We start from the raw sequence: 24,257 nt of genomic DNA on the forward strand, positions 1-24,257 counted from the left end.
ACGCCAGGCCCCGTACTGTGGCATTCGGCTTGGCGCGCTTAGCGTTCGGGCGATTTCTTCTCTCCGCCCACCCGCACTTTTTCCCTTCCTCCGGCGACATTTGCGCCGGCCTAAAAAAAAATCCCGTCTGACGAAAAAGAATTGCGAGATTCGAATTTCTTTTGCGTCTTTTCATAATAGAGGAAGGAGAAGCCACTAACGCTGATGGCGTTGATGCTTTTGGGTATTTGAATTCGGTTTATGGCGGCACCCCCTCCGCTCAAGCAAAGCTTTGCCGCCTGGTTCTGGCTGGTTCCTGCTTGCGCCAGCCATTTCCGCTCCGTGCTGGTGATCCCCTTCAGCCGAGCGGAAGAAAGAGCCTCAATCCTACCAAATCGACTTTCGCCTGAGAGTCATGGGGCTCACCTTTAAGGGCGCGACTGAGGGTCGCGCCCTTTTTTGCTTCCCCCGGCGCGAATCCATTTCACACTGCCTCGCGTAATCATCGGCGACTTCAACCACTAACTATTTCTGAAGGAGAAAAGTGATGCAGAAACGCTGGATTGGTTCACTTGTGGCTATCGCGCTGCTGGTCGCCGCGCTGGGCGCGGTCAGCCCGACAGCCGCGCAAGGCAAAGACACGCTCTACAAGCGGCTCGGCGGATATGATGCGCTGGCCGCCGTAACCGATGATTTCATCACTGCGCTGGCGACTGACCCGAAGCTGGGTCGCTTTTTTGTTGGCGCCAGCGACAACAGCAAGGCCCGCATCCGTCAGCTCGTCCTCGATCAACTCTGCGCCGCCACCGGCGGCCCGTGCGTCTACATCGGACGCGACATGAAGACCGCGCATAAGGGCCTGCGCATCACCGAAGACGACTGGAATACCGCCGTCAAGCACCTGGTCAACACCATGACCAAGTTCAAGGTCAAAGAGCGTGAGCAGAAAGAAGTCGCGGCGGCGCTATCGGGATTGAAAGCCGACATCGTCGAGCAATAACCCGGCCTCCTCCACTCCCTTTCATGGATTATCCTCAGAGGGTTCGCGCGAACCCTCTTTTTCTTTTTCCATCAAGCAGAATGACCAGCGTTAGCTATGATACTTGTTGGTGATCGGCATGCGGCGGTCGCGCCCAAAAGCGCGCGGCGTGATCTTGATGCCGGGCGGCGACTGGCGGCGTTTGTACTCTGCCGCGTCAACGCGATTGATGACCCAGCGCACGGTCTCAGGCGGGTAGCCGCGCTCGGCGATAGAGTCGGCATTCAGGTCTTTTTCGATGTACAGCTCCAGAATCGCGTCGAGCGTGGCGTAAGGCGGCAAGGTGTCCTGGTCGGTCTGGTCAGGGCGCAGCTCAGCCGACGGCGGACGAGTGATGATGTATTCGGGGATCAACGGGCGCGGGCCGCGCTCATTCACATAGTGGCACAACTCATACACCAGCATCTTCGGCACATCTTTGAGCAGCGCAAAGCCGCCGACCATGTCGCCATACAGCGTCGAATAGCCGACGCTCATCTCGCTCTTGTTGCCGGTTGACAGCACCAGCCCGCGAAACTTATTCGACAGCGCCATCAAGATGTTGCCGCGAATGCGCGCCTGCAAGTTCTCTTCGGTCACGTCCTCGGCCAATCCGTTGAACGAAGGCGCCAGCATCTGTTTGTACTGCTCGAAGGTCTCTTGAATCTCGATGACCTGAAAATGGATGCCGAGATTGTCGGCCAGCGCCACGGAATCGCGCAACGATTCCGTAGACGAATAGACCGTCGGCATAAAGACGGCGTTGACGTTATCGGCGCCAATCGCGTCCGCCGCGATCACCGCCGTCAGCGCCGAATCGATGCCGCCCGACAGCCCAAAGTAAACTTTATCAAAGCCATTCTTGCGCACATAATCGCGCGTCCCCATGACCAGCGCAAGGTAGGTTTCGGCGACCTCCGTGAGCTGCGAGTTGCCGGGCTCAGGCAGCGCGGCGCGATTGTTCGAGGGCTTCGGCAAGCCATTCAGATCGATCACGTCGAGCGCCGCGTCAGCCGAAACGCGCAGCTTTTCGCGGCGGCGGCGCGGGTCGTGCAGGCGCTCGGAAAAGACGCGCTCGACGTTGATGTCGGCGACGATCAAGTCTTCTTCAAACGCCTTGCCGCGCGCCGTGATGTGACCGTCTTCGTTGATCACCAGGCTGTTGCCGTCAAAGACCAGCTCGTCCTGGCCGCCGATGAGGTTGCAATAGACCAGCGCCACGGCGTTGTCTTCGGCGCGCGTGCAGAGCATGCGCTCGCGGTCGCGATTCTTGCCGGCGTGAAAGGGCGAGGCCGAGATGTTGACGATCAGGTGGGCGTCGCCTGCGAGCGCTTGCAGCTTCGTCGGCCCGCCCGGATACCAGATGTCTTCGCAGATGTTGACGCCGACGCGCGCTTCGCCGACGACGAAGACCGGGCAGCGCGTACCGGCTTGAAAATAGCGTTCCTCGTCAAAAACGCCATAGTTCGGCAGGAACGACTTGTGATAGACGTAGACCAGACGGCCTCCGGCAATCACCGCCGCCGCGTTATAAATATCCGAGCCGTCCGTGTCAACGAAGCCGACGACGACCAGCAGGTCGCCCGCCGCCGCGACGATGCGGTCGAGGGCGCGACGATTCTCGCGCACAAAGTGCGGCTTCATCAGCAAGTCTTCGGGTGGGTAGCCGGCGATGGCCAGTTCGGGAAAGGCAACCAGGTCAGCGCCCGCCTGGCGGGCGCGCTCAAGGTAGTCAAGAATCAGGCCGGTGTTGCTGTCGAAAGCGCCGACGATTGGGTTGATCTGCGCGAGCGCGACACGAAGCGTATTCATAAGGCAGTTCTCAGTTACCAGTTCTCAGTTGTCAGTTCCGGCTGCATATCAAGAGAATAACAACCATTCGCGAGAACTAAAACTGACAACCGGCAACTGACCACTGCCTAGCTGTTCACCTCGACGGTATCAACGATGCCGACGACGGCGGCGTCAATCGGGCAGTCTTTGCAGCCGAACGCCATGCGCGCCGAGCTGCCTTGCACGATCAACACGGTCTCCTGGACGCCCGCGCCGACCGTATCCACAGCGACCACATGGCCTTTCTCGTCCTGGCCGTCAACGCCGACCAGCCGCGCCACGAGCAGCTTGCGCCCGTGCAGCCGATCATCTTTGCGCGTCGCGACGACCGTTCCAACAATGCGTGCGAGTAGCATAATAGGGGTCGGGGGCCGGGGGTCGGGGGAAAGCGCGAAGCTTACCAGCCCCCGGCCTTGGCCCTCAGTCTCACTTTTCTCGTGACTCAAACGTGACGGGCAGGTTTTCGTCCACCGCCGAGTGCGGGCGCGGGATGACATGGACGCTGACCAGTTCGCCGACGCGGCGGGCGGCGGCGGCTCCGGCGTCGGTCGCGGCTTTGACCGCCGCCACGTCGCCGCGCACGATGGCCGTCACCAATCCCGCGCCAATCTTCTCGTAACCGACCAGTGTGACGTTGGCCGCTTTGACCATGGCGTCCGCCGCCTCGATCATCGCCACGAGGCCCTTCGTTTCGATCATTCCAAGAGCTTCCATTCAGTCTCTCCTTGTTGCGTTCGTTGTCGTGATGACGAATCTCAAACCTGAGTAGCCCGCCGCGCGATTAGTGATTTATCTCGCGGGCGACCAAGCGCGCCGCTTCGGTGATTAGCGCGGTCAGTTCCCTTCGCGTTAAGGTGACGGTGTCGTCGCCGTTTGCCGGGCTGTAAGACCGTGTGGCGCTGCCGACGGCGCAGGTTGCCGCGTGACCTTGAATGAAGCCGCACGCCTGACAGTTGCGGAACTCGGCGGGCATATAACCGGCTTTCTCGCGCACGTCGAGCAGCTTTTCGATGGCCGCAGCGGGCAGCTCATGCGGTTTGCCGATCAGCCGCGCGATCAGATTGATCTTCGCGAAATGCTCCAGCGTTTCCATTTTGCCATAGGCGGCTTCGAGATCGCTGCCGTAAGCCACCGCACCGTGGTTTGCCAGCAACAGCGCATCGTGGTGCGGGATGTAAGCGGTCAGCGATTCCGACAACTCTTTCGTGGACGGCGTGCCGTAGGCCGTCAGCGGAATGCAGCCGAGCGTCAGAATCACCTCGGAGAGCAGCGGACGGTCGAGCGCGACGTTGGCGACGGCGAAGCCTGTGCCGAACGGCGGATGCGCGTGAACGACGGCGCGCACGTCTGGACGCAAGCGATAAATCTCGCGGTGCATGGCAAATTCGGACGACGGGTTGCGCTCCGCGGCGCGCAGCTTGTTGCCGTCGGCGTCAACCAGCACCAGCATGTCCGGCGTCATGCGGCCTTTGCAGATCATCGTCGGCGTCGTCAGGACGGTGCCGTCATCGAGCCGCGCGCTCAAATTGCCATCCGTAGCCGCGACGTAGCCGTTCTGATAGACGCGGCGACCAATCTCGACCAGATGCTCTCTGAGTTGTTGTTCCTGTTGCGCCATTGAAGACAGTGACAAGTGACGAGTGACGAGTGGCCGGTGACAAGACGCTGTGACTGCGGCACCCCGGCAAGACAAGGCCGGCGCGGTTCTTCTTGTCACTTGTCACCTGTCACTCTCTATGAGCTTCTCAGTGTCACTTGCCGGGCGCGATGCTGTCAAGTTGAGAAACCGCGAATTGACGCGGGCAAGGCGGGCTCTTTACACTCGTTGCGCTATGCCAAGACCGCCGGGCAGAATCCATCCGATCTTATCGAACTCGCCGAACGAGTGGGTCAACCATCTAGCCCGACGCCACGCGGCGTTTGCGGCGCTCGCCGTGACGCCGGAAGAGCGCGGCCAGCTTGATAGGTGGCTGGTCAGCCGCTTTGTCATGGCGACGCTCGAACTCGAAGGGATCGATGTGGCACGCAAGCCGTGGACGCGACATGCGGGGCCGGCGCAAGACGCCGCGCCCTTCATCATCACTCAACTGACGAATGCCGCGCGCGAGGTTATTAGACTGACGAACGCCGAAGGACAACTGGCGCGGCTCACGCCTGAGTTGCTAGTAAAGCTCGGCGGCGCTGGCTTCCGCACGGACGATGCTTGTGCCGAGGGGTCAAGCGCTCGACTGCCCGCCGCGTATGTGGCGCAAGCTGTCGAGAACGCCTGCGATTGGTTCGCCGCCGAATCGTTCGCGGAACTGAATCCGATTGAGCAGGCGGCCATTGTCTTGCTGCGACTCGCGACGATTCGCCCGTTCGAGCAGGCCAACCAGGCAACGGCGCTGGTCGCCGCCAGCCTGTTCACGTTGCGTGCCGGCTTGCCACCGCTGGTGATGAAGCCAGAACGGCACACCGCGTTTCGCCAGGCAATGATTGAATCTGAGCAGATGAACATGCAGCCGCTCGTCGAGCTGATGGCCGATGCGGTCAGCTCGACGCTGGGCGAAATGGTCAGCTTCGTCAGGCAGGCGCGCGGCGAGCGGGAATAATCTTTCGGCGAAGGACAGAAAAAATCGGGCGGCCTTTTTCAGCCGCCCGACCAACGTCATTAAAGTCTTCCTGCGCCGCTTAGAGCGGTTTTCGTTTGAAGGTGGCGCAATCTGTTAGATTGCGCGAGTCACTGCGCGATCTAACAGATTGCGCCACATGGCACACTCAATTGAAATCCGCCCTAGTTGTGATAGGCGGCTTCGAAGCTGTACTTGGCGGCGACGAAGTCGCGCACGCGGGTGTAGATGCCGTCGGCGTCCAGGCCGTACTTCGCGAGCAGCGTGCTCTGGCTCGCATGCTCGATCAGCTTGTCGGGGAAGCCCAGGCACATCACCCGCACTTCGCTCAAGCGGTTCTCTTCAAGCAACTCCATCACCGCCGAGCCGAAGCCCGCCTGCACATAATGATCTTCGACCGTGACAATCGAGCCGTGCGAGCGCGCCAGCGCCAGAATCAACTCGGCGTCGAGCGGCTTGACGAAGCGGGCGTTCACCACCGTCGGGTTCAAGCCTTCGGCGGCCAGGCGCTCGGCGGCCTTCTCGCAGTAATGCACCTGCGTGCCGATGCCGATGATCGCCACGTCCGTGCCCTGTCTGACAATCTCGGCCTTGCCGATCTCTAGCTGCTTAATCTCTTCGTCCATCACGACGCCGAAGCCGTTGCCGCGCGGGTAGCGCACCGACGCCGGGCCGTTGTGCAAGACCGCCGTCTTCAGCATGTGGCGCAGCTCGTTTTCGTCCTTCGGAGCCATGACGACGACGTTCGGCATGCCGCGCAGGTAACAGAAATCCATCAAGCCGTGATGCGTCGGGCCGTCCGCGCCGGCCACGCCCGCGCGGTCTAAGGCGAAGGTCACGTCGAGGTTCATCAGCACGACGTCGTGGAAAATCTGATCGTAGGCGCGCTGCAAAAAGCTCGAATAGATGGCGCAGATCGGCTTCAAGCCTTCGGTCGCCATGCCCGCGGCAAACGTCACCGCATGCTGTTCGGCAATCGCCACGTCATAGGTGCGCTCGGGGAACGCCTTCATGACTTTGCTGAGCCCCGTGCCGTCGGGCATCGCCGCCGTGATGGCGACGACGCGCGGGTCTTCGTTCATCACCGCAATCGTCGCGTCGGCAAAGGTCGCCGTGTAGGTCGGCGCTGTCGCCGGCTCCTTGATGAACTTGCCCGAAGCGATCTCGAAGGCCGAGGTGCCGTGCCATGCGGCCTTGTCGCGCTCCGCCGGCTCGTAGCCTTTGCCTTTGACCGTCAGCGCGTGAATCAGCACAGGGCCTTCTATCTGCTTGGCGGCTTCGAGCGTCGTCAGGATCGAGTTGATATCGTGGCCGTTGATCGGTCCCATGTATTTCAGGCCGAGTTCTTCCCAGAGCGCGCCGGGGATGAAGGCCGCCGCCAGCGTGTCTTTCAACGCCCGCGCGCCCGACAGCATCATCTCGCCGACTGCCGGGATGGCTTTCAGCCACTCTTCAACTTCGTGCTTAAACTCGTTATAAGGCCGCGCCGTGCGGATGCGGTTGAGGTAGCCGGCCAGCGCGCCGACGTTCGGCGAAATCGACATCTCGTTGTCGTTGAGCAGGATGATCATCTTCGACTTGAGGTGGCCGACCTGGTTGATGCCTTCAAGCGCCATGCCTGCCGTCAAGCCGGCATCGCCGATGAAGGCGATGACGTTGAAGTCTTCGCCTTTAAGGTCGCGCGCCGCGGCGATGCCGAGCGCCGACGAAATCGAGGTGCCGGCGTGTGCCGCGTTGAAAACGTCATAGACCGATTCTTCGCGCCGCAGGAATCCGCTCAGGCCATTGTACTGGCGGATGGTCGGAAACTGGTCGCGACGGCCAGTGATGATCTTGTGCGCGTAAGCCTGGTGGCCGATATCAAAGACCAGCTTGTCGCGCGGCGTGTCGAAGGCGTAATGCAGCGCCAGAATCAATTCGACGGGGCCGAGGCTCGCGCCCGTGTGGCCGCCGATCTTCGACAGGGTTTCGATCATGTACTCGCGAATCTCGTCGGCGAGCGGTTGCAGCTTGGCCGCCGGCAGCTTGCGCATGTCGGCGGGGTCGTTAATCTGTTTCAACAAATTCATCATATGCCTCGCGTTGCCTCAATCGAATCATTGGCCACGTGCGCGGACGGGCCGGTCAGGGGATAAGGTGCTTCAATCTGATTGCGTTTCAATCCTCGGTTTAGATGCAAAAATCTGTCTGAGCGACCAAAACAATCTATCAGGCGATTCAGCAATTTAAAAGAATAGCTGCCTTACGAATTCCTTGCAACGATGAAACGCGCCAGTTCGGCTAGCCTTCCGGCATCCTGGCCGAGGCCGGCGACGATGTCTATGGCTTCGCTAACCAGTTGCTGCATGCGCGCTTCGGACTGCTCGACGCCGTGCAGCGCCGGGTAAGTGGCTTTGTGGGCGGCGAGGTCTTTGCCGGCCGTTTTGCCGAGTTGTTCGCTGGTCGAGGTGACATCCAGAATATCGTCGGCGATCTGAAAGGCCAGGCCGATGCGCTGGCCGTAAGCGCGCAGCTTGTCCAGCTCAGGCTCGCTGGCTCCGGCGAGAAGGCCGCCAACGACGACCGGAGCCGTAATCAGCGCGCCGGTCTTCGAGCGGTGAATGTATTCGAGCGTCATTTCGTCAACCGGCTGGCCTTCGCTTTCGATGTCGGCCATCTGGCCGCCGATCATGCCGTCAATGGTGCTGGCAGCGTTGCTGATCTCGCGGATGACGCGAATCTGGCGCTCGGCGTTGAGGTGCGGCGCTTCTGCCGCCAGCACGCGAAAGGCTTGCGTCAGCAGGGCGTCGCCGGCAAGAATCGCCGTCGCTTCGTCGAAGGCTTTATGACAGGTCGGCCTGCCGCGCCGCAAATCGTCATTGTCCATCGCCGGCAGGTCGTCGTGAATCAGCGAATAGGTGTGAATCATCTCGATGGCGCAGGCGGCGGGCATCAGGTTGTCCGTAGACGCGCCAAAGGATTCGCCCGCCGCCAGCACCAGGATCGGGCGCAGCCGCTTGCCGCCGGCCATCAGGCTATAGCGCATGGCGCGATGCAGGCGCGTCGGCGGCGTGGCTTCCGATGGCACCAGCGCGTCGAGCCATTGGTTGACCTCTGTAGCGCGGCGCGTCAGATAGTCGCTGATGGTGTCGGATCGAGTCATTCGTCCATCTCCTCAAAAGGAGAAGGAGTGTACCCGCCGCCCTCGTCTTTGAGCAAGATTTCGACGCGCCGCTCGGCTTCGTCGAGGCGCTTCTGGCAGTCGCGCGACAACCGCACGCCCTGCTCGAACAGGACCAACGAGCGTTCGAGCGGCAAGTCGCCGGCTTCGAGCTGCTCGACAATCTGCTCAAGCTCTCTGAGCGCCGCTTCAAAATCTATTTCACCCGGCTTTTTCTTGGTCATAATCGTGGGAAATGATGAATGATAAACGATGAATGACGAACTGAAGAGGAAAAGGAAAGCGGATCATCTATAACTAATCCCTGCCTTAATTCATCATTCATCATTCATCATTCATCGTTGCTGTTCATTACTTCGTCGCCAGGATGAGCGGCGACGGCCCCGGCACGTCGAGCGCCTGGACTTTGCGGAAGCCTGCGTCTTTCAACCATTGGCGGTATTCGCGCATCGTGAAGACGTCGCCGGCTTCGGTATGCACCAGCATATTCAAGCCGAATAACAGCGGCAGCATCGGCCCGCTGCGTGTGTCATTGGGAATCATCTCGGCGATCAACAGCATGCCATTGTCTGTGAGAATGCGGTACATCTGCTTGACCAGTTTCTTGCCCCACTTTTCGCCTTCCGAGTGGATGATGTGGCCGAGGATCGCCAGGTCATAACGGTTACGCCCATAATTCACTTCACGCAAGTTGCCTTCGATGTAATCGTAGCGGTCGGCGACGTCGAAGCGTTCGGTGAAGCGCCGCGCCACCGGCGTCACTTCGGGATAATCGACAACCGTGACCCGCGCATCGGGGATCGCCTGCGCAAAAGGCAGCGACCATGCGGCGCTGCCGGCGGCAACGTCGAGAATCGTCTTGATGCGCTTGCGCGCCTTTTCAGGGAACGCCTGCACCGCGCCCTGTGCCGCGCCATAGCTCATCGGGAAGATGGCTTCGACGAGTTTCGGGAAGAACTCTTTGCCGCCGGCCTCTGTGTCTACGGCTTCGATGGGCTTGCCCGTCTGCACGACTTCAGGGAGTTTAGCCCAGCCCGGCCAGGTCATGCGTGTCTCGCCGACAATGCCGCCCATATAAGCCGGCTTGCCTTTGACGAGGAACTGCGCGGCGACCGGCGCATTACCGTAGCGCTCGCCCTTCTTTTCCAGATAGCCCATGCCGGTCAGCGCGTCGAGCAGGTGGCGGATGCCGCGGGCTGACGACTTGGTGGCGCGGGCAATCTCTTTGACCGTGCCCTTGCCGGCTTCGATCTGATCAAAGACGCCCAGCTCGACGCCGGCGGCCAGCGCCATCGCGGCGCGCGCCGTCCACAAATGCTCCATGATAATCTGCGGTGAAACAGGTGCTTGTTGCTCACTCATTAACTAAATGTCTCCTTTGTTGGGATTCAGGAAGCAGGATGCAGTTGCCAGTTGCCAGTTGATTCCCTAGCTCCGTCAGGAGCGCCATGTTTATAGTAATGGCGCGGGTATGATCCGTAAGCTCCGTAGGAGCGAAATGTCAACATATCGCTCCTACGGAGCTTCTTTGTTTACGCTGCCTGTAACTATAAACATCGCGTCCCTACGGGACTGCCTACGGTCTCCTGCTTACTGCCTCCTTCCGACTCAATCCTTCGTGCATTCCATCTCGCCGTCGGCGACGCGCAGGCGCAGGCGCTCGCCGGGCTGCACGTCAGCGGCGCGCTTGATGATGCGGCCTTGCAGGTCGGTGGCGATACTGTAGCCGCGCCCCAGCACCGCGAGCGGCGAGAGCGAATGTAATTTCCCCGACGAAACCGCAAAGCGTTCGCCGGCCTGCGTCAGCCGTTGCCGCATCGCCGTCTCCATTGCATAAACGGCTTCGTCAAAGCGCTGCGCGACGCGACGTATCCGGGTGTGAACGTCGTCGAAAGCGCGGCTCGCTTGTAGCTCCTGCACACGATTGCGCTGCTCAAGCAAACGGTAGCGCAGGGCCGCGGCCATGTCTTGTCTGAGCCCCGTCAGGCGGGCGCTGATTTCGTCGCGCGCTGCCGTGACAATCTCTGCCGCCGCCGAAGGCGTCGAAGCGCGCAGGTCGGCGACGAAATCGGCAACCGTGAAATCGGTCTCATGGCCGACCGCCGAGATGATCGGCACACGCGAATCGAAGATGGCGCGCGCCACCGCTTCTTCGTTGAAGCACCAGAGGTCTTCGGCGGAGCCGCCGCCGCGCCCGACGATGATGACATCAACCTCTTCGCGCTCATTGAGCAGCTCGATGGCGCGGGCGATCTCGCGGGCGGCGCCGTCGCCTTGAACGCGCGCCGGCGCGATCAACACATTCATCGCTTCGTTGCGGCGGCGGATGACGCGCAGGATGTCGCGCACCGCCGCGCCCGTCGGCGAAGTGACGACGCCGATGCAGCGCGGCAACAGCGGCAAGGGCCGTTTGCGCTCGGTGTCGAATAAGCCTTCGGCGGCCAGCCGCCGCTTCAGTTGCTCGAATCCGAGTTGCAGCGCGCCGACGCCGACCGGCTCCATATACTCGACGATCAACTGGTACTCGCCGCGCGCTTCGTACAGCGACAGTCTGCCGTGGGCGCGCACGACAAGACCGTCTTCGGGCATGAAGCGAATCAATCGATTCTGCATGCGGAAGCTGGCGCAGCGCAGCATCGCGCCTTCGTCTTTGAGCGTGAAGTACCAGTGGCCCGACGTGTGGCGGCGGTAGTTGGAGATTTCGCCTTCGATCCAGAGTTCGAGGAATTCGCCTTCGAGCAGGATCTTGATGCGCGCCGTCAGCTCGGAGACCGACAGGGGGCGGCGGGCCTGGAGCAGTTGATCGAGAAAGTTTATTTGCGACATGAATTCCGGCAATTCATCTGGGGACAATCCGCGCGCGACACGGCTTGAGGCATAATCCTCAATCGTCGAGGCCGAGGCGTTCCAGCTCGCTTTGCAATCGCTTCCAGTCGAATGGCTTCAGCGTGAAGGTCGTGCCGCTGACCTCGAAGGTGGGCACGATGCGCCGCCCGCCATTGCATTGTTCGACCAGGCGCGCGGCGGCGGGTGATTGTTCGATGTCAATCTCTTCGTAAAAAATCCCTTCGTCGTCGAGGAATTCTTTGGCCTTATCGCAATCCGTGCTCCACCGGGTTGTGTAGATTTTGAGGTCGGCCATAGCGCCTCTCCTTGCTGCGCTTCGGATTCCCGTGATGCCCCTCGTCAAAGTCAATCGCATTCTACACCGAAGGCTAAAGCGTGCAAAGTAATTCATTCAAATAATCCGGCGCGCTGGACGATTTTCTATCAACGCGACTGATTGCGCTTGATACAAGCAGCCCGGCAAAGCGCGGCGGCAGCGACCGCACTGCGCGGCACGGACATTGCACAAACCTCGGACGGAGGAAGAATCATGTTCAGGCCGCTAATCATTACCATTCTGCTATTCGTCGCAATGGCCGCCGCCCCCGGCTCCTCGAATCACAAGCAACCGGCGACGCACAGCGCCCATCACGTCGCCGCGCAGCGATAGCCCTCGCCGCGCCCCGCTCACCGCTCTCTCTTTTCATTGTGAGTCTGGAGGGTCAGCTTTACCTTCCTGTCGGTTTTCTTATATAATTGACACACCACAGGCCCTAAGAAATAAAGGGGAATTCGCAGGAATTGAAATCGGCGTGCACTGTCCCTCAGTCAGTGTGTGCCTTTGCCTGCCCTGGGTCTGATTCTCTACATACGGAGCGTAGTTATTATGATGCATCGATCCATCCCGCGGCGTCGTCCCATGCGGCTGCCGATTTTTCTGCTTAAGCTCAGTCTGCCGATCATGATCTTTTGCGCCCTGGCGGCGCTGAGCATGCGGTCTGAGGTGGCGGCTTCGACACAGCCGGCGCGCCAGGACATGCGCACGATGGCGGGCGACACCTGCGCGGCGGCAACGGTCATCAATCCGGCGGCGCTGCCTTTCTTTGATGAAGCGACCAACGCCGGCGCGGCTAACGACATTGATCCAGGCCCGTCCGCCTGCGCGCCCGGCCCCGGCAGCGACGTGGTCTATTCATTCACGCCGGCAGCCACCGACATCTATACCATCGGCGCGACGCCGCTCGCGTCGAGCTTTGACCTGAGCCTTTATATCATCACAGACTGCGCCAACCCGGCGGGCTCTTGCGTGGCCGGCACCAACGCGCGGGCCTTCGGCAAAGGTGAAACCCTGACCGTGCAGTTGACTGCCGGCACGCGCTACTTCGTCGTCGTTGACAACGCGCAAGCGACCGGCGAAGGCGCTTTTCACTTCAGCCTGCGGCGCGGCACACCGGCCAATGACGCCTGCGCCGCGGCGGCCGACATTGCCGCCAACCGCCTGCCGTTCTCGACAACGGCGACGACGTTTGGCGCCGCCAACGATTTCAACCCCGGCGCGCCCTGCGTGCGCAACAACCAGTCGGCCAACGGCCCTGACATCATCTATTCATTTACCTCTCCCGATTCGCAGAACTATGACATCACGGTGACGCCGATGGGTAACTTCGACGTGACCCTCTATGTCGTCACCAACTGTGTGTCGCTTGCAGGCTGCACGAGCGCCGACATCGGCGGCGGCGGCGACGCCGAAACCCTGCGCCGCAACCTGACGCAGGGGACGACTTATTACATCATCGTTGACGGCTTCCAGGGCGATGCCGGAGACTTCACGCTGACGCTGGTGCCGACGCTGCCGAAGACGCCCGCGGCCCCAACTAACCTCGTCGCCAAAGCGGTGTCGCCGACCGAGATCGATCTGACCTGGCAAGACAACGCCACAGACGAGCAAGGCTATCGCATCGAGCGCAGCCTCGACGGTCAGAACTTTATCGAAATCGCGACGGTCGGCCCCAACGTGCAGAGCTACCCGGACACCGGGTTGACGCCCGAAACGACTTACTTTTACCGCGTCTTCGCTTTCAATAATTTCGGCAACTCCGACCCCTCGAACATCGCCGCCGACACGACGCCGAAGCCGCCGCTGCCCAGTTTCCCTGTGATCAATGTCGCGCCGACTTCAATCGAATTCGGCTCGGTGCGCGGCGGCAACACCGCGACGCAGAAAGTGACGATCACCAATCAGGGCGGTGTTGATCTGGTCATCACGCAGATTAGCAACCCGACCGGGCCGTTCACGATTCTGTCTAAACCGGCGACGCCGCTCACACTGGCGTCCGGCGCCAGCATTGAGCTAACGGTGCAGTTCCAGCCGCCCGCAACCGGGCGCTTCGCCGGCAGCTTTACGATCACCAGCAACGACCCATCAACGCCTGTCGTCACGGTCATCCTCGGCGGCACCGGCACGTCAACGCCTGTGCCGAACCTCGAAGTCAGCCAGGCGGTCATTGACTTCCCCAACGGCTCGTCGGTGACGACGCTGGAGCTGAAGAACACGGGCGACGCAGACTTGCTGCTTGCCAACATTCAAGCCCCGACCTTCCCGTTCGGCATGAGCGGGACGCCGGCTTTTCCGACGACCTTGAAACCGGGCGACTCGTTGTTGCTGACCGTGAGCTTTTCGCCGACAGCGCCGGGCGTCTACACCGGGCGGCTCACCATCGTCAGCAACGACCCCGACTCGCTGCTGACGGTCATCACGCTGCGCGGCACCAGCACGCCGCAAAACGAAGCCTTCAAGCTGCGCGCGCCGGCACAGGTCAACGCCGTGGCGGGTCAGTCGAACACGATCAACGTCATCGCCGCGAATGGCGGCTCAGACATTCATCTGACGGCGACGGCGGTTGCCGGCGGCACCTTCACTGATCGCGGCAATGGCCGCGGCGATCTGGTCATCACGCCTGCCGCTAGCGCCGTCGGCAGCAACCTGCGCGTCATATTCACCGCCACCGATTCGCAGAACCGCAGCAAGTCTTTCCCGACGACGATCACCGTCGTGAGCGCGGCGGACGTCGTGCAGGTACAGGTACTGTGGACGCCGCCGGCCTCTGCGCCAGCCAGCCCGACCGGCGCGGCTGCCATTGATACGTTCCTGTCACAGATAGTTCGCCAGCCGACGGGAGCGGCACCGGCGACGCTCGTAGGCTATGCCATCTATCGTGGCACGGCACCGGGCGTGCAGCCGCAGTTGTCGTCCCTGGTCGGCGTCGCTCCGGCGACGGCGACTTCGTTCACAGACAACCTGCCGAAGCCCGCCGCAGGCCAGCTCGCGGCGTTCCGTTACTTCTATGTGGTGACGGCGCTCTACCGTGACGGCACAGAGAGCGCGGCGTCGAACGAAACCTCGACGCTGCCGCGTATTGTCGACCTGTCGTTCCGTGGCAAAGGCATTCACCTCTCGGCGGTGAATGTGAATATCACCGCAGGTGCAGTGATCATCGTTGACGGCACGGAGCGCTACACTCTGCAACTGAGCGGCGACGAGTGGGTGGTCGGCAAGAACGACCGCAGCACGCCGGGCAACGCCAAGCCGAAAGCCTTGATTCAGCCGGGCTCGACGCACACGTTCGTCGTGCAGAACCCGAACGGCCAGACTTCGCTGCCGGTGACGGCGACCCGCTAAGCACGAGCCGTTTACTCACTCGATAAGGCGCGCGGAGAGATCAAGCTCCGCGCGCCTTATCGTTTATCGGCGGTGGCTTTATTGTGCGAGAGAATTTGCTATAGTCATCCTGCAAATCCACTCAACAAGGAGCCATAAAATGAAACCGCTGATGAAGCTGCTTGTGACTTTTGTGATGCTTGCCGGCGGCGCGATGGCGCAGGACATCCCCGCGCGCTGGGACGAGCTGACGGCCAGCGACTGGCCTAAAGCCTTAGAGAAATCGGCCTATACCTGCATTCTGCCCATCGGCATTTTAGAGAAACACGGCCCGCACGCGCCGATGGGCTCTGACCTGATACAGGTTCGCGAATACGCGGCGCGCGTCACCAGAAGCGAATACGCTGTCGTCTTCCCGGATTACTTCTACGGGCAGATTTATGAGGCGCGGCACCAGCCGGGGACCTTCGCCCTGCCAAGCCATCTGGTGTGGGAAATGCTCGACGCGACCTGCGAAGAGATCGCCCGCAATGGCTTCAAGAAAATCCTGATCGTCAACGGCCACGGCGGCAATCCGCAACTGCTGCGCTTCTTCGTGCAGTCGCAGCTTGAACGGCGGCGCGATTACGTCGTCTACTTTTATGATCCCGGCGCGGAGCCTGACCTGGCGGAAACGGTCAGCAAGCTGCGCAAGTCAGACCCGGCGACCGACATGCACGCAGGCGAGCGCGAGACCTCGACGCTGCTCTACCTGCGCCCTGATCTGGTGAAGATGGATCATGCCACAGACGAGTCGGGCGAGAACCAGAAGCGGCTGGCGTTGCCCGACCTCTACACGGCCATCTGGTGGTACGCGGCGTTCCCGAATCATTATGCCGGCGAAGGCGCCAAGGCGAGCCGCGAGCTGGGTCAGGCGATGGTCGAATACCGCATCGCGTCACTGGCGCGCGCCCTGCGCACGGTGAAGGCCGACACCCGGACGCCGGAGATTCAGAAGGAGTTTTTTGACCGTGTGAAGAGATGAGCCGCGCGAAGTTATGGGCGATTGCGCTCATAGACGATACAGATGCCTTCAAGCGTGATGTTGGCTTCGACCGCTTCGATCAATCGCGAGCCGCGGCTGATGAGCGGCGCAAGCCCGCCCGTGGCAATGACCCGCGTGCCTTCGCCCAGCTCAGCCATCATGCGCTCAAGCACGCCGTCTACGAGGGCGATGTTGCCATAATACAATCCCGATTGAATGCTCTGCGCGGGGGTTGTGCCGATCAACTTATCGGGGCGGCGAATGTCTGTGTTGCGCAGCCGCGCCGCCCGCTGAAAGAGCGCGTCGGCGGAAATCTGTATGCCGGGATAGATGATGCCGCCCAGGTATTCGCCCGCCGCTGAAACCGCGTCAAAGGTCGTCGCCGTGCCGAAGTCTACGATGAGGCACGGGCCGCCGTACTTCTCGAAGGCCGCCACCGCGTTGACGACGCGGTCGGCGCCGACTTCGCGCGGATCGTCATACAACACAGGCATGCCGGCGTTGAGCGTCGTGATAAACAACGGCTCTAGCTTGAAGTAGACCTGCGCCATCTTGTGCAGTGTGAAATCGAGCATCGGCACGACCGACGAGACCGCCATCGCCGTCACCGCTGACGAGTCGAGCCCGGCCAGGTCGAGCAGTGTGCGGCACATGATGCCGTACTCGTCTACGGTGCGCTGGCGCTCGCTGGTCAAGCGCCAGTGATGTTTCAGCTCGCGGCCTTCGTAAAGGCCGAGCGTCGTATTGGTGTTGCCGACGTCGAGGACCAGCAGCATAACGATTCCATCCTGTCTCGCTGACGGACGACCGAAGGCCGATGAGTGCCGACTGAGTATTGCACAGCCGTTAAACGCGAGCAAACCGGGCGCGCTTCAAGTCTTTCTCAGGCGAATCTCGCCGGCGACGATCTCGCGGCGCGCGCCGCTTGCCATCTCGACGATGAGCGCGCCGGCAGGCGACAGCCCGCGCGTAATGCCTTCAACGACGCGGTCGCCGTTTTCGACGCGAACCGCGCAGCCGTTGGCATAAGATGACAGCGCCTGCCAGCGGACGATGATCGCGGACGGCTGGCCGAGGGCGATGCGATACCAGGCTTCGAGCCGCGCAAGCAAGGGCGCGGCGAACTCGTCGGGCGTCACCGGCTGGCCGCTTTCGATAGCCAGTGATGTCGCCACGCTTTGTAATTCGCCGGGAAATTCGCGCTGGCCAAGATTGACGCCAATACCCAGCACGGCGTAATCGAGCTGACCTTTCTCGATAGAGGTTTCAACGAGGATGCCACAGATTTTCTTGCCGCGCGCGTGAATGTCGTTGGGCCACTTGATGTCAACCGCGAGGGCGTAATCCACAGAGAGCGTTTCGGCGACGGCGACGGCAGCCGCCAGCGTCAGGATTGTCGCCGCGGCCGGCGCTAATGGCGGGCGCAGGATGACCGAGAGGTAAAGCCCCTGCCCCATGGGCGAAACCCAGCCGCGCCCTTGCCGCCCGCGCCCGCGCGTCTGTTCGCGCGCCAGAATGCTGACGCCTTCCGGGGCGCCTTGCGCGGCCAGCTCGCGCGCCAGATCGTTGGTCGAAGCGAGTGAATCGAATCGCAGAATCGCGCCGCCAAGACGGGACATAATAGATTGCGGATTGCGGATTGCGGATTGCGGAATCTGGAACCGCGGATTCTCTTCAGAACTTGAGACGGCAAGGTAGCAAATGAAACTCAGAAACAAGTTCGATAATCCGCAATCCGCAATCCGCAATCGAATCAGTTTCGCATGGATAGTTCGACAAAGCGGTTGGTGGCGTTGAGCGCGGCTTTGACCGCGGCATCCATCTCGGCGCCGGCAATCTGGCAACTGCCGAAGACCTGAACCTCTTTGTCTTCAAACGTGATGTCAACCAGCACGGCCACCAGGTCTTTGCCGAGCGCGTTGACGTGATCGACGTCGGCCAGGCGCGCCGCGAAGCGTTGGCCGACCGCCGCTTCGATGGCGCTAAGCGCGGCCGTCGCCGCCGCTTTTAAGTAGCCGACCGGCTCATCACCGGTCGCGGCTTCCGCGGCAAAGGATTGCCCGGCGAAACTCACCGAGACGCGCACACGGCGGGCCGCGCTGCCGTCGTCGAGCACCTCGGCCCGGTCATAGCGTAATCGCATCTGGCTGTCTGGCATGTTCGAGCTTCCGGCCTTTAGGGCTTCCTTCAGCCTGGAGGTCATCCAGACCTCTCACTGTAAACCGAAAATCGCAAACTGCAAACAGAAAAAGTGACAAGTGACAAGTGACAAGACGTTGTCACTCTGACTCCTGGCAAGCGTTGGCATGAGCGATCCCTCTTGTCACTTGTCACTCGTCACTCAGAGGGGCGCGATCTTCAGGCTGATATCAACCGCGGTGGCCGAGTGGGTGATGGCGCCGACCGAGATCAGATCAACGCCGCACTCGGCAATGCCACGCACGGTTCCCAGGTTGACGCCGCCCGACGCCTCGATCAACACGCCGGGGGCCTGTTCGCGGATTAACTGCACCGCCGCGCGCATCTCGGCGGTCGCCATGTTGTCGAGCATGATGACATCGGCGCCAGCCTTCAAAGCTTCGCGGAGTTGCGCTTCGTTGGCGACCTCGACTTCGACGCGCATCAGGTGCGGCACGCTGCCGCGCGCCAGCTCGATGGCGCGGCGCACGCCGCCGGCCAGGGCGATGTGATTGTCTTTGATCAGCACGCCGTCATCCAGCCCGAAGCGGTGATTGAAGCCGCCGCCGACCGTCACCGCGTACTTTTCGAGCGCCCGCAAGCCGGGCGTCGTCTTGCGCGTATCAATGATCTTCGCGCCGGTACCGTCTATGGCATCAACGAAACGTCTGGTCAGCGTCGCCACGCCCGACAGTCTCTGCAACAGGTTCAACGCCGTGCGCTCGCCGATCAACAGGACATCGGCGGGTCCTTCGATGCGCGCAAACTCGCTGCCCGCGCCGATGGCGTCGCCGTCAAAGGCCCGCGACTCGATCTGTATCTGCGCGTCGAGCGACGAAAAGACCGCTTCGGCGATCTCAAGTCCGCAGAGGGTGAAGTCCTGCTTGGCAAGGAAGCGGCCACGCGCCGCCTGACCGCCGCGCACCGTCGCCGCCGTCGTGATGTCGCCGCGCCCCATGTCTTCTTTCAACAGGTCGCCGGCCAGGGCGTAGATCATTCCAATGTCGAGGTCCATATCGAGTGGGGTAGCGCCAGTGAACCGTTTGCGCTACATCGCGCGCTACTCGCCGAGCGCCTTCAAGGTCGCTTGCAGCTTACTGATCTCGCCCATCAATTCGTCATGACGGGCGCGCGTCTGCTCGACGACATCGCGCGGCGCGCGGTCTACGAACGAAGGGTTGCCGAGCCGCGCTTGCATCCCCTTCACTTCGTTTTCCTTGCGGCTGATCTCTTTGCTGATGCGCTCGCGCTCTTTCGGCTTATCGATCAAGTCGCCGAACGGCACGGCGATCTCCATGCCGGCGACAATGTCACGCGCGGCGTCCTCAAGCGCCGGCAAGCCGTTGCTGATGTGGATCGCTTCGACGCGCGCCAGTCGCTTGAACTGTTCGGCGTTGGCGGTGACCAGCGCCTTAACCCGCTCGTCCGCGGTGGCGACATGAACCGTGAGCCAGGCCGAGACCGGGATGTTCATGACCGAGCGAATGTTGCGCACCTTGGTGATCAGCGCGATGATCGTTTCCATCTGCTCGCGCGCCTGGCGGTCTTCGCGGCCCGGGTCGGCTTCAGGCCACGCGGCGACCATGATCGAGTCGCCCTGATGCGGCAGGCGCTGCCAGAGTTCTTCAGTGATGAACGGCATCAGCGGGTGCAGCAAGCGCAGGCTGGTTTCCAGCACGTAGACGATGCGGTTGCGCGCCGCGCGCACTTCGGCGGTCTCTTCTTTGGCGGCGAACCGCGTCTTTGAAAACTCGATGTACCAGTCACAAAACTCGTCCCAGAAGAAATGGTAGAGCGTCTGCGCTGCTTCGTTCAGGCGATAATCGGCGAGCGCCGCGGTCACCTGTTGAATCGTGGCGTTCAGCTCCGCCAGTATCCAGCGGTCGGCGAGCGCGTCGGACGGCTCCCAGCGCGCTTCGACCTGTGCGCCGTCGCCAAGATTCATCAGCACGAAGCGCGTCGCGTTCCAGATTTTATTGGCGAAGTTGCGCGCCTCTTCGACCTGCGGCTGGCGGTTGTCGCGGATTTGCGCGAAGCGAATGTCCTGGCCTTTCGCCGTGCGAATCAACAGCGCGAAGCGCAGCGCATCGGTGCCGTAGAGCGCCGTCACTTCGAGCGGGTCAACGCCGGTGCCGAGCGATTTGCTCATTCGCCTGCCCTGTTCGTCCAGCACCGTCGCATAGATGTAAACATCGTGGAAAGGGAGCTCGCCGATAAAATCCAGGCCGGTCATGATCATGCGCGCCACCCACAGATAAATGATTTCGCGCGACGTGATCAGCACCGAAGTCGGATAGTAAGTCTTCAAGTCTTCGGTCTGCTCAGGCCAGCCCAGGACGGCGTGCGGCCAGAGTTGTGACGAAAACCACGTATCGAGCACGTCTTCGTCTTGCGTGATCGGGCGGCCGGCGGCTTTCGCCCGCGCCTCGGCCTCCGAGCGCGCGACGATGTACTCGCCGTCTTCGGTGTGCCATACGGGAATGCGGTGGCCCCACCACAGCTGCCGCGAGATCGTCCAGTCGCGAATGTTCTCCATCCAGTCGAGGTAGGTGCGCCCGAAACGATCCGGCACAAACTGCACCTTGCCTTCCTTCACTACGTCAATCGCCGGACGGGCCAGGTCTTTCATCTTCACGAACCACTGCTCGGAAAGCAGCGGCTCGATCACCGTGTGGCAGCGGGCGCAGAGCGCCGTCGGCACCGTGTAATCTTCGACCTTCTCGACCAGGCCCGCTGCTTCGAGGTCTTGCATAACGCGGTCGCGCGCCGCAAAGCGATCCAACCCGGCATAAGCCCCGGCGGTCTCGCTCATCCTTCCCTGCTCATCGATGACGACGACCATCTCCAGGTCATTGCGCTGCCCGGCTTCGTAATCGTTCAGGTCGTGCGCCGGCGTCACCTTGACCGCGCCGCTGCCGAATTCGGCCTTGGCATAATAATCGGCGATCAGCGGAATCTCGCGGCCCACGAGCGGCAGCACGAGCGTCTTGCCGACTTTGTCTTTGTAACGCTCATCACCTGGATTGACGGCGACGGCGGTGTCGCCGAGCATGGTTTCCGGGCGCGTCGTCGCCACCACGACATGGCCCGACCCGTCTTTGAACGGATAGCGCAGATGGTAGAGCTTGCCGGCGCGGTCTTCGTGCTCGACCTCGATGTCAGAGATCGCCGTCGCGCAGCGCGGGCACCAGTTGATGACGCGCTTGCCGCGATAGATCAGCCCGGCTTCCCACCAGCGCACGAAGCATTCCATCACCGCGTTGACGTAGCCTTCGTCCATCGTGAAGCGCGTACGCTCCCATTCGAAGGAGCAGCCCAGGCCGCGCAACTGAAAGAGAATCCGCCCGCCGTATTCGCTGACCCACTCCCAGACGCGCTCGACGAATTTTTCGCGCCCGATGTCGTGGCGCGACAATCCCTGTTTGCGCAGTTCCTTTTCGACGACGTTCTGCGTGGCGATGCCCGCGTGATCGGTGCCCGGCACGCAGAGCACGCGATGCCCCTGCATGCGCTTCCAGCGCAGCAGCACATCGTGGATGGTGTAGCAGAGCGCGTGGCCGATGTGCAGCGACCCTGTGACGTTCGGCGGCGGGATCGTGATGCAATAGATGGGGCCGTCGCCCTGCGGCTTGAAATAGCCCCGCTCGCCCCAGAAGGGGTACCAGCGGCCTTCGACGCTGTGCGGCTCGTAAGCTTTCGCAATCTCAGTCATACGGTTCTCGATTTGCCTTTCAATCGCAACTAACAATTAAAAGGGATAGCGAGGCGGCGGTCAACCTCTCTATCCCTTTTGTGTGGCGTATGCGATTGAATGACGCGGCGTGCGGCTTAACGCTTGGCGACCTCTTGCGCGGTCACCTCTTTGATCACGCGCTCGACGCAATCCGGCACGACTTCCCAGGCGATTTCGCGCACCACGGAATCACTGAGCTGGGCAACAACGCGGCGGACAATTTCATCCATCAGCGCCGGCGACAGCTCGACAGTGTTCGCAGCAACGGGCGCTGGCGGTGGCGCGGCGGTGTCTTCGGCAACCGGTGTTGCGGCGGCTTCGACGGCCGGCGCGGCGGTTTCGACAACGGGCTCTGGCCGAGTGTTGAAGGCGCTGGCGTCGTCGCTGAAGCGGAACGATCCAGCCGCTTCAACTGGCGGCGGGGCCGCGGCCTCGGCAGGCTCGTCAACCGGCGTCGCTTCGATGTCTATAGCCGCAAAGCGCGCCTCTTCATCCGTCCACATCGAAGAGGTCGTGAACCGGGCTTCGGCGACAGGCTGCGGCTCGGCAGGCTCTTGCTCTTCGACCGGCTCGAAGCCGAACCCCGTCTCGCTGACCGCCGCTTCTACCGGCGGCGCAACTGTCTCTGACACCACAGGCGCAGCCAGCGGCTCGGCGGGCATCTCGACCTCAAAATCAGCCGGCACTGCCGGGATTGTTACATCAACCGGCGATGCCTGACTTGCTACGGCTTCCACCTGAGCGGCATCGCTGGCGACGGCTCCGGCGGTGCCTTCGGCGAGACCTTCGTCAAGCACATCGCCGAGCGGGTCATCAAGGTTGAGCAGCGCCGATTCGTCAATCGCCGGGCCAGTCATCGTGACCGCCACATCGGCGTGGTCAGCGGTCGGCGCTGCCGGCATCTCAAGCGGGTTGGTGTCAATGGCGCTTTCGACCGGCGCGGTCGGCGTGGGCATAGTGAGCAGCGTCGTCTTGAGGACTTCGGGCTCTGACCGATCTTCCGCGGTCGCCTCGGTCAGCTCATCAGTCTGTATGCCGCTGGCGTCAACGCTCGCCGGCTCGCGCACGTCCAGGTCGAAGGCGAACGGCTCGCGCGCTGGCCGCGTCATTGCCGGGACCGGCTGGTCGAAGTCAAGCAGCATCTCTTCCGTCTCGTAGCCGAATGTCGAAGGCACGCCGGTGCTGCTCTCCTGGCCAGTTTCGGCGAGTATGGAATCCGGCTGACTGGCCGCAAGGCTCGCAGGCGATGGGCTCGACTGCGGCTCGGCAAACAGATCCTCAAGGCCGAACGCTTCAAACGGCGCCTCGTTGTTGGCAAACGACAGGTCATTAGTGCGGTGCGGTAAATGGCCTTCCGCGAAGGCCGCTTCGTCGGGCGCTTCGGCAACCTGCACTTCGATGGGCTCGGCGGCGCGCAGCGCTTCGTTTGATTCAAAGGCGTAATTCAGCGGTATGGTCGCGCCCGCGGCGGGCGGCGCGGCGGGGCTAGCCATCGTCGGCAAGTCGAGATTGAACGGCTGCGACAACTGTGCGGATGGGCGCGCTTCGACCGGCGGCACGACGATAGGCGGTGCGGCGACAGGCGGCGCGGCGATGGGCGGTGGCGTTAACGGCTCGACCGGCGCGGCGTTCACGCCGGCGGACGGCAGCGGCCCTGTGCGCGGCTTGCTGCTGGCGCCGATCAGCCTGCGCACGGTGTCAACCAGTGTACGCGATTCGAAAGGCTTGGTCAGATGGGCGTCGGCTTTGACGCGGTGCGCTTCGGCCTGATCAAACGGCTCGAAGGCGCCGACCAGCAGGATGACCGGGATGTGCTGAAACGGCGGGTTATTCTTAATCGCTTCGCACAGCTCGTAGCCGTTTTTGCCGGGCATGAAAATGTCTGCCAGCACCAGGTCGGGTTGCACATCGGCCAGCCGGCGCTCGGCCTGGTCGCCGTTGCTGACCGCGACGACTTCGATGCCTTCGTCGGCAAAAGTGAGATTGACTACTTTTTGAATGGTGATGCTGTCATCCGCAAGGAGGATTCTGTTTGCCATCGTCCTTTTCCCTCAATTCGGCCTCGACCACAAGGCCCGGGAGCCCCGCGGCGGATCAACCGAACGCCGAGTCTGACGGGTTGCTAATGTCTTACGCCGTCCAATGATTCAATGCGACGAACTTCAGGGGCTGAAAACCGGATAAAAGAGCAGCGGTGTTGAGGGCGCAAGCCATTGCAGCCTGCCGAAGTCACTGTCTC

The 24,257-nt window shown here is 61.8% G+C and carries 20 protein-coding genes; 4 read left to right on the forward strand and 16 right to left on the reverse strand.

What is annotated here, in order from left to right; all coding sequences use genetic code 11:
- The first annotated feature begins 526 nt into the window (after positions 1-526).
- On the forward strand, positions 527-979 hold the full coding sequence (locus VJ464_26185; protein HKQ08638.1) for a group 1 truncated hemoglobin: 453 nt from the start codon (positions 527-529) through the stop codon (positions 977-979).
- A 90-nt stretch (positions 980-1,069) separates the two neighbouring features.
- On the opposite strand, the gene VJ464_26190 is transcribed toward VJ464_26185, so the two are convergent.
- The 4 genes from VJ464_26190 to VJ464_26205 all read right to left on the reverse strand — a co-directional run bounded on the left by VJ464_26190 (position 1,070) and on the right by VJ464_26205 (position 4,448).
- Positions 1,070-2,809, reverse strand: coding sequence for an NAD+ synthase (locus tag VJ464_26190; protein HKQ08639.1), 1,740 nt, complete (start codon positions 2,807-2,809; stop codon positions 1,070-1,072).
- Positions 2,810-2,916: 107 nt separating this feature from the next.
- Entirely contained in the window at positions 2,917-3,186 is a 270-nt protein-coding gene (locus VJ464_26195; protein HKQ08640.1) for a EutN/CcmL family microcompartment protein, read from the reverse strand.
- 70 nt (positions 3,187-3,256) lie between these two features.
- A complete protein-coding gene (gene eutM, locus VJ464_26200; GenBank protein HKQ08641.1) occupies positions 3,257-3,544 on the reverse strand; it encodes an ethanolamine utilization microcompartment protein EutM in 288 nt (95 codons plus the stop codon).
- A gap of 67 nt (positions 3,545-3,611) precedes the next feature.
- Positions 3,612-4,448 (reverse strand): class II aldolase/adducin family protein, encoded by an 837-nt coding sequence (locus VJ464_26205; GenBank protein ID HKQ08642.1) that lies wholly within the window; start codon positions 4,446-4,448, stop codon positions 3,612-3,614.
- A gap of 214 nt (positions 4,449-4,662) precedes the next feature.
- On the opposite strand from VJ464_26205, the gene VJ464_26210 reads away from it, so the two are divergent.
- Positions 4,663-5,421 carry a Fic family protein gene (locus VJ464_26210; protein HKQ08643.1) on the forward strand — a complete coding sequence of 253 codons (759 nt, stop codon included), beginning with the start codon at positions 4,663-4,665 and terminating at the stop codon, positions 5,419-5,421.
- A 182-nt stretch (positions 5,422-5,603) separates the two neighbouring features.
- Here VJ464_26210 and dxs read toward each other — a convergent pair whose 3' ends face one another.
- The 6 genes from dxs to VJ464_26240 all read right to left on the reverse strand — a co-directional run bounded on the left by dxs (position 5,604) and on the right by VJ464_26240 (position 11,741).
- On the reverse strand, positions 5,604-7,511 hold the full coding sequence (gene dxs, locus VJ464_26215; protein ID HKQ08644.1) for a 1-deoxy-D-xylulose-5-phosphate synthase: 1,908 nt from the start codon (positions 7,509-7,511) through the stop codon (positions 5,604-5,606).
- 170 nt (positions 7,512-7,681) lie between these two features.
- Positions 7,682-8,581 (reverse strand): farnesyl diphosphate synthase, encoded by a 900-nt coding sequence (locus VJ464_26220; GenBank protein ID HKQ08645.1) that lies wholly within the window; start codon positions 8,579-8,581, stop codon positions 7,682-7,684.
- Complete coding sequence (locus VJ464_26225) at positions 8,578-8,823, reverse strand: exodeoxyribonuclease VII small subunit (GenBank protein ID HKQ08646.1); 246 nt, start codon at positions 8,821-8,823, stop codon at positions 8,578-8,580. The genes VJ464_26220 and VJ464_26225 overlap by 4 nt, the downstream gene beginning before the upstream one ends.
- Before the next feature lie 127 nt (positions 8,824-8,950).
- Positions 8,951-9,961, reverse strand: a complete 1,011-nt coding sequence (locus VJ464_26230) for a methyltransferase (protein ID HKQ08647.1) — start codon at positions 9,959-9,961, stop codon at positions 8,951-8,953.
- Positions 9,962-10,207: 246 nt separating this feature from the next.
- Positions 10,208-11,425: an exodeoxyribonuclease VII large subunit gene (gene xseA / locus VJ464_26235; protein ID HKQ08648.1), complete on the reverse strand. Its 1,218-nt coding sequence runs from the start codon at positions 11,423-11,425 to the stop codon at positions 10,208-10,210.
- Between the two features lie 58 nt (positions 11,426-11,483).
- Positions 11,484-11,741: a glutaredoxin domain-containing protein gene (locus VJ464_26240; protein ID HKQ08649.1), complete on the reverse strand. Its 258-nt coding sequence runs from the start codon at positions 11,739-11,741 to the stop codon at positions 11,484-11,486.
- A 570-nt stretch (positions 11,742-12,311) separates the two neighbouring features.
- On the opposite strand from VJ464_26240, the gene VJ464_26245 reads away from it, so the two are divergent.
- Both VJ464_26245 and VJ464_26250 read left to right on the forward strand, forming a co-directional pair.
- Positions 12,312-15,104: a choice-of-anchor D domain-containing protein gene (locus VJ464_26245; protein ID HKQ08650.1), complete on the forward strand. Its 2,793-nt coding sequence runs from the start codon at positions 12,312-12,314 to the stop codon at positions 15,102-15,104.
- Positions 15,105-15,243: 139 nt separating this feature from the next.
- Positions 15,244-16,107 carry a creatininase family protein gene (locus VJ464_26250; GenBank protein HKQ08651.1) on the forward strand — a complete coding sequence of 288 codons (864 nt, stop codon included), beginning with the start codon at positions 15,244-15,246 and terminating at the stop codon, positions 16,105-16,107.
- Between the two features lie 11 nt (positions 16,108-16,118).
- On the opposite strand, the gene VJ464_26255 is transcribed toward VJ464_26250, so the two are convergent.
- From VJ464_26255 to VJ464_26280, 6 genes are all read right to left on the reverse strand, one after another.
- Positions 16,119-16,883, reverse strand: a complete 765-nt coding sequence (locus tag VJ464_26255; protein HKQ08652.1) for a type III pantothenate kinase — start codon at positions 16,881-16,883, stop codon at positions 16,119-16,121.
- A gap of 96 nt (positions 16,884-16,979) precedes the next feature.
- The gene (locus VJ464_26260) at positions 16,980-17,726 is read right to left on the reverse strand and encodes a biotin--[acetyl-CoA-carboxylase] ligase (protein HKQ08653.1); all 747 of its coding nucleotides are present in this window, start codon (positions 17,724-17,726) and stop codon (positions 16,980-16,982) included.
- 134 nt (positions 17,727-17,860) lie between these two features.
- Positions 17,861-18,265, reverse strand: coding sequence for a hypothetical protein (locus VJ464_26265; protein ID HKQ08654.1), 405 nt, complete (start codon positions 18,263-18,265; stop codon positions 17,861-17,863).
- Positions 18,266-18,448: 183 nt separating this feature from the next.
- Positions 18,449-19,300, reverse strand: a complete 852-nt coding sequence (gene nadC / locus VJ464_26270; GenBank protein HKQ08655.1) for a carboxylating nicotinate-nucleotide diphosphorylase — start codon at positions 19,298-19,300, stop codon at positions 18,449-18,451.
- 45 nt (positions 19,301-19,345) lie between these two features.
- Complete coding sequence (locus VJ464_26275) at positions 19,346-21,997, reverse strand: valine--tRNA ligase (GenBank protein ID HKQ08656.1); 2,652 nt, start codon at positions 21,995-21,997, stop codon at positions 19,346-19,348.
- 116 nt (positions 21,998-22,113) lie between these two features.
- The gene (locus VJ464_26280) at positions 22,114-24,057 is read right to left on the reverse strand and encodes a response regulator (protein HKQ08657.1); all 1,944 of its coding nucleotides are present in this window, start codon (positions 24,055-24,057) and stop codon (positions 22,114-22,116) included.
- Positions 24,058-24,257: the final 200 nt, after the last annotated feature.

The sequence above is a fragment of the Blastocatellia bacterium genome (genome assembly GCA_035275065.1).
GTDB lineage: Bacteria > Acidobacteriota > Blastocatellia > UBA7656 > UBA7656 > DATENM01.

Excerpts from the sequence above, each read along its gene's own strand:
- VJ464_26185 (HKQ08638.1), top strand. The coding sequence starts at position 527 with ATGCAGAAACGCTGGATTGGTTCACTTGTGGCTATCGCGCTGCTGGTC.
- VJ464_26190 (HKQ08639.1), bottom strand. The coding sequence starts at position 2,809 with ATGAATACGCTTCGTGTCGCGCTCGCGCAGATCAACCCAATCGTCGGC.
- VJ464_26195 (HKQ08640.1), bottom strand. The coding sequence starts at position 3,186 with ATGCTACTCGCACGCATTGTTGGAACGGTCGTCGCGACGCGCAAAGAT.
- eutM (HKQ08641.1), bottom strand. The coding sequence starts at position 3,544 with ATGGAAGCTCTTGGAATGATCGAAACGAAGGGCCTCGTGGCGATGATC.
- VJ464_26205 (HKQ08642.1), bottom strand. The coding sequence starts at position 4,448 with ATGGCGCAACAGGAACAACAACTCAGAGAGCATCTGGTCGAGATTGGT.
- VJ464_26210 (HKQ08643.1), top strand. The coding sequence starts at position 4,663 with ATGCCAAGACCGCCGGGCAGAATCCATCCGATCTTATCGAACTCGCCG.
- dxs (HKQ08644.1), bottom strand. The coding sequence starts at position 7,511 with ATGATGAATTTGTTGAAACAGATTAACGACCCCGCCGACATGCGCAAG.
- VJ464_26220 (HKQ08645.1), bottom strand. The coding sequence starts at position 8,581 with ATGACTCGATCCGACACCATCAGCGACTATCTGACGCGCCGCGCTACA.
- VJ464_26225 (HKQ08646.1), bottom strand. The coding sequence starts at position 8,823 with ATGACCAAGAAAAAGCCGGGTGAAATAGATTTTGAAGCGGCGCTCAGA.
- VJ464_26230 (HKQ08647.1), bottom strand. The coding sequence starts at position 9,961 with ATGAGTGAGCAACAAGCACCTGTTTCACCGCAGATTATCATGGAGCAT.
- xseA (HKQ08648.1), bottom strand. The coding sequence starts at position 11,425 with ATGTCGCAAATAAACTTTCTCGATCAACTGCTCCAGGCCCGCCGCCCC.
- VJ464_26240 (HKQ08649.1), bottom strand. The coding sequence starts at position 11,741 with ATGGCCGACCTCAAAATCTACACAACCCGGTGGAGCACGGATTGCGAT.
- VJ464_26245 (HKQ08650.1), top strand. The coding sequence starts at position 12,312 with ATGATGCATCGATCCATCCCGCGGCGTCGTCCCATGCGGCTGCCGATT.
- VJ464_26250 (HKQ08651.1), top strand. The coding sequence starts at position 15,244 with ATGAAACCGCTGATGAAGCTGCTTGTGACTTTTGTGATGCTTGCCGGC.
- VJ464_26255 (HKQ08652.1), bottom strand. The coding sequence starts at position 16,883 with ATGCTGCTGGTCCTCGACGTCGGCAACACCAATACGACGCTCGGCCTT.
- VJ464_26260 (HKQ08653.1), bottom strand. The coding sequence starts at position 17,726 with ATGTCCCGTCTTGGCGGCGCGATTCTGCGATTCGATTCACTCGCTTCG.
- VJ464_26265 (HKQ08654.1), bottom strand. The coding sequence starts at position 18,265 with ATGCCAGACAGCCAGATGCGATTACGCTATGACCGGGCCGAGGTGCTC.
- nadC (HKQ08655.1), bottom strand. The coding sequence starts at position 19,300 with ATGGACCTCGACATTGGAATGATCTACGCCCTGGCCGGCGACCTGTTG.
- VJ464_26275 (HKQ08656.1), bottom strand. The coding sequence starts at position 21,997 with ATGACTGAGATTGCGAAAGCTTACGAGCCGCACAGCGTCGAAGGCCGC.
- VJ464_26280 (HKQ08657.1), bottom strand. The coding sequence starts at position 24,057 with ATGGCAAACAGAATCCTCCTTGCGGATGACAGCATCACCATTCAAAAA.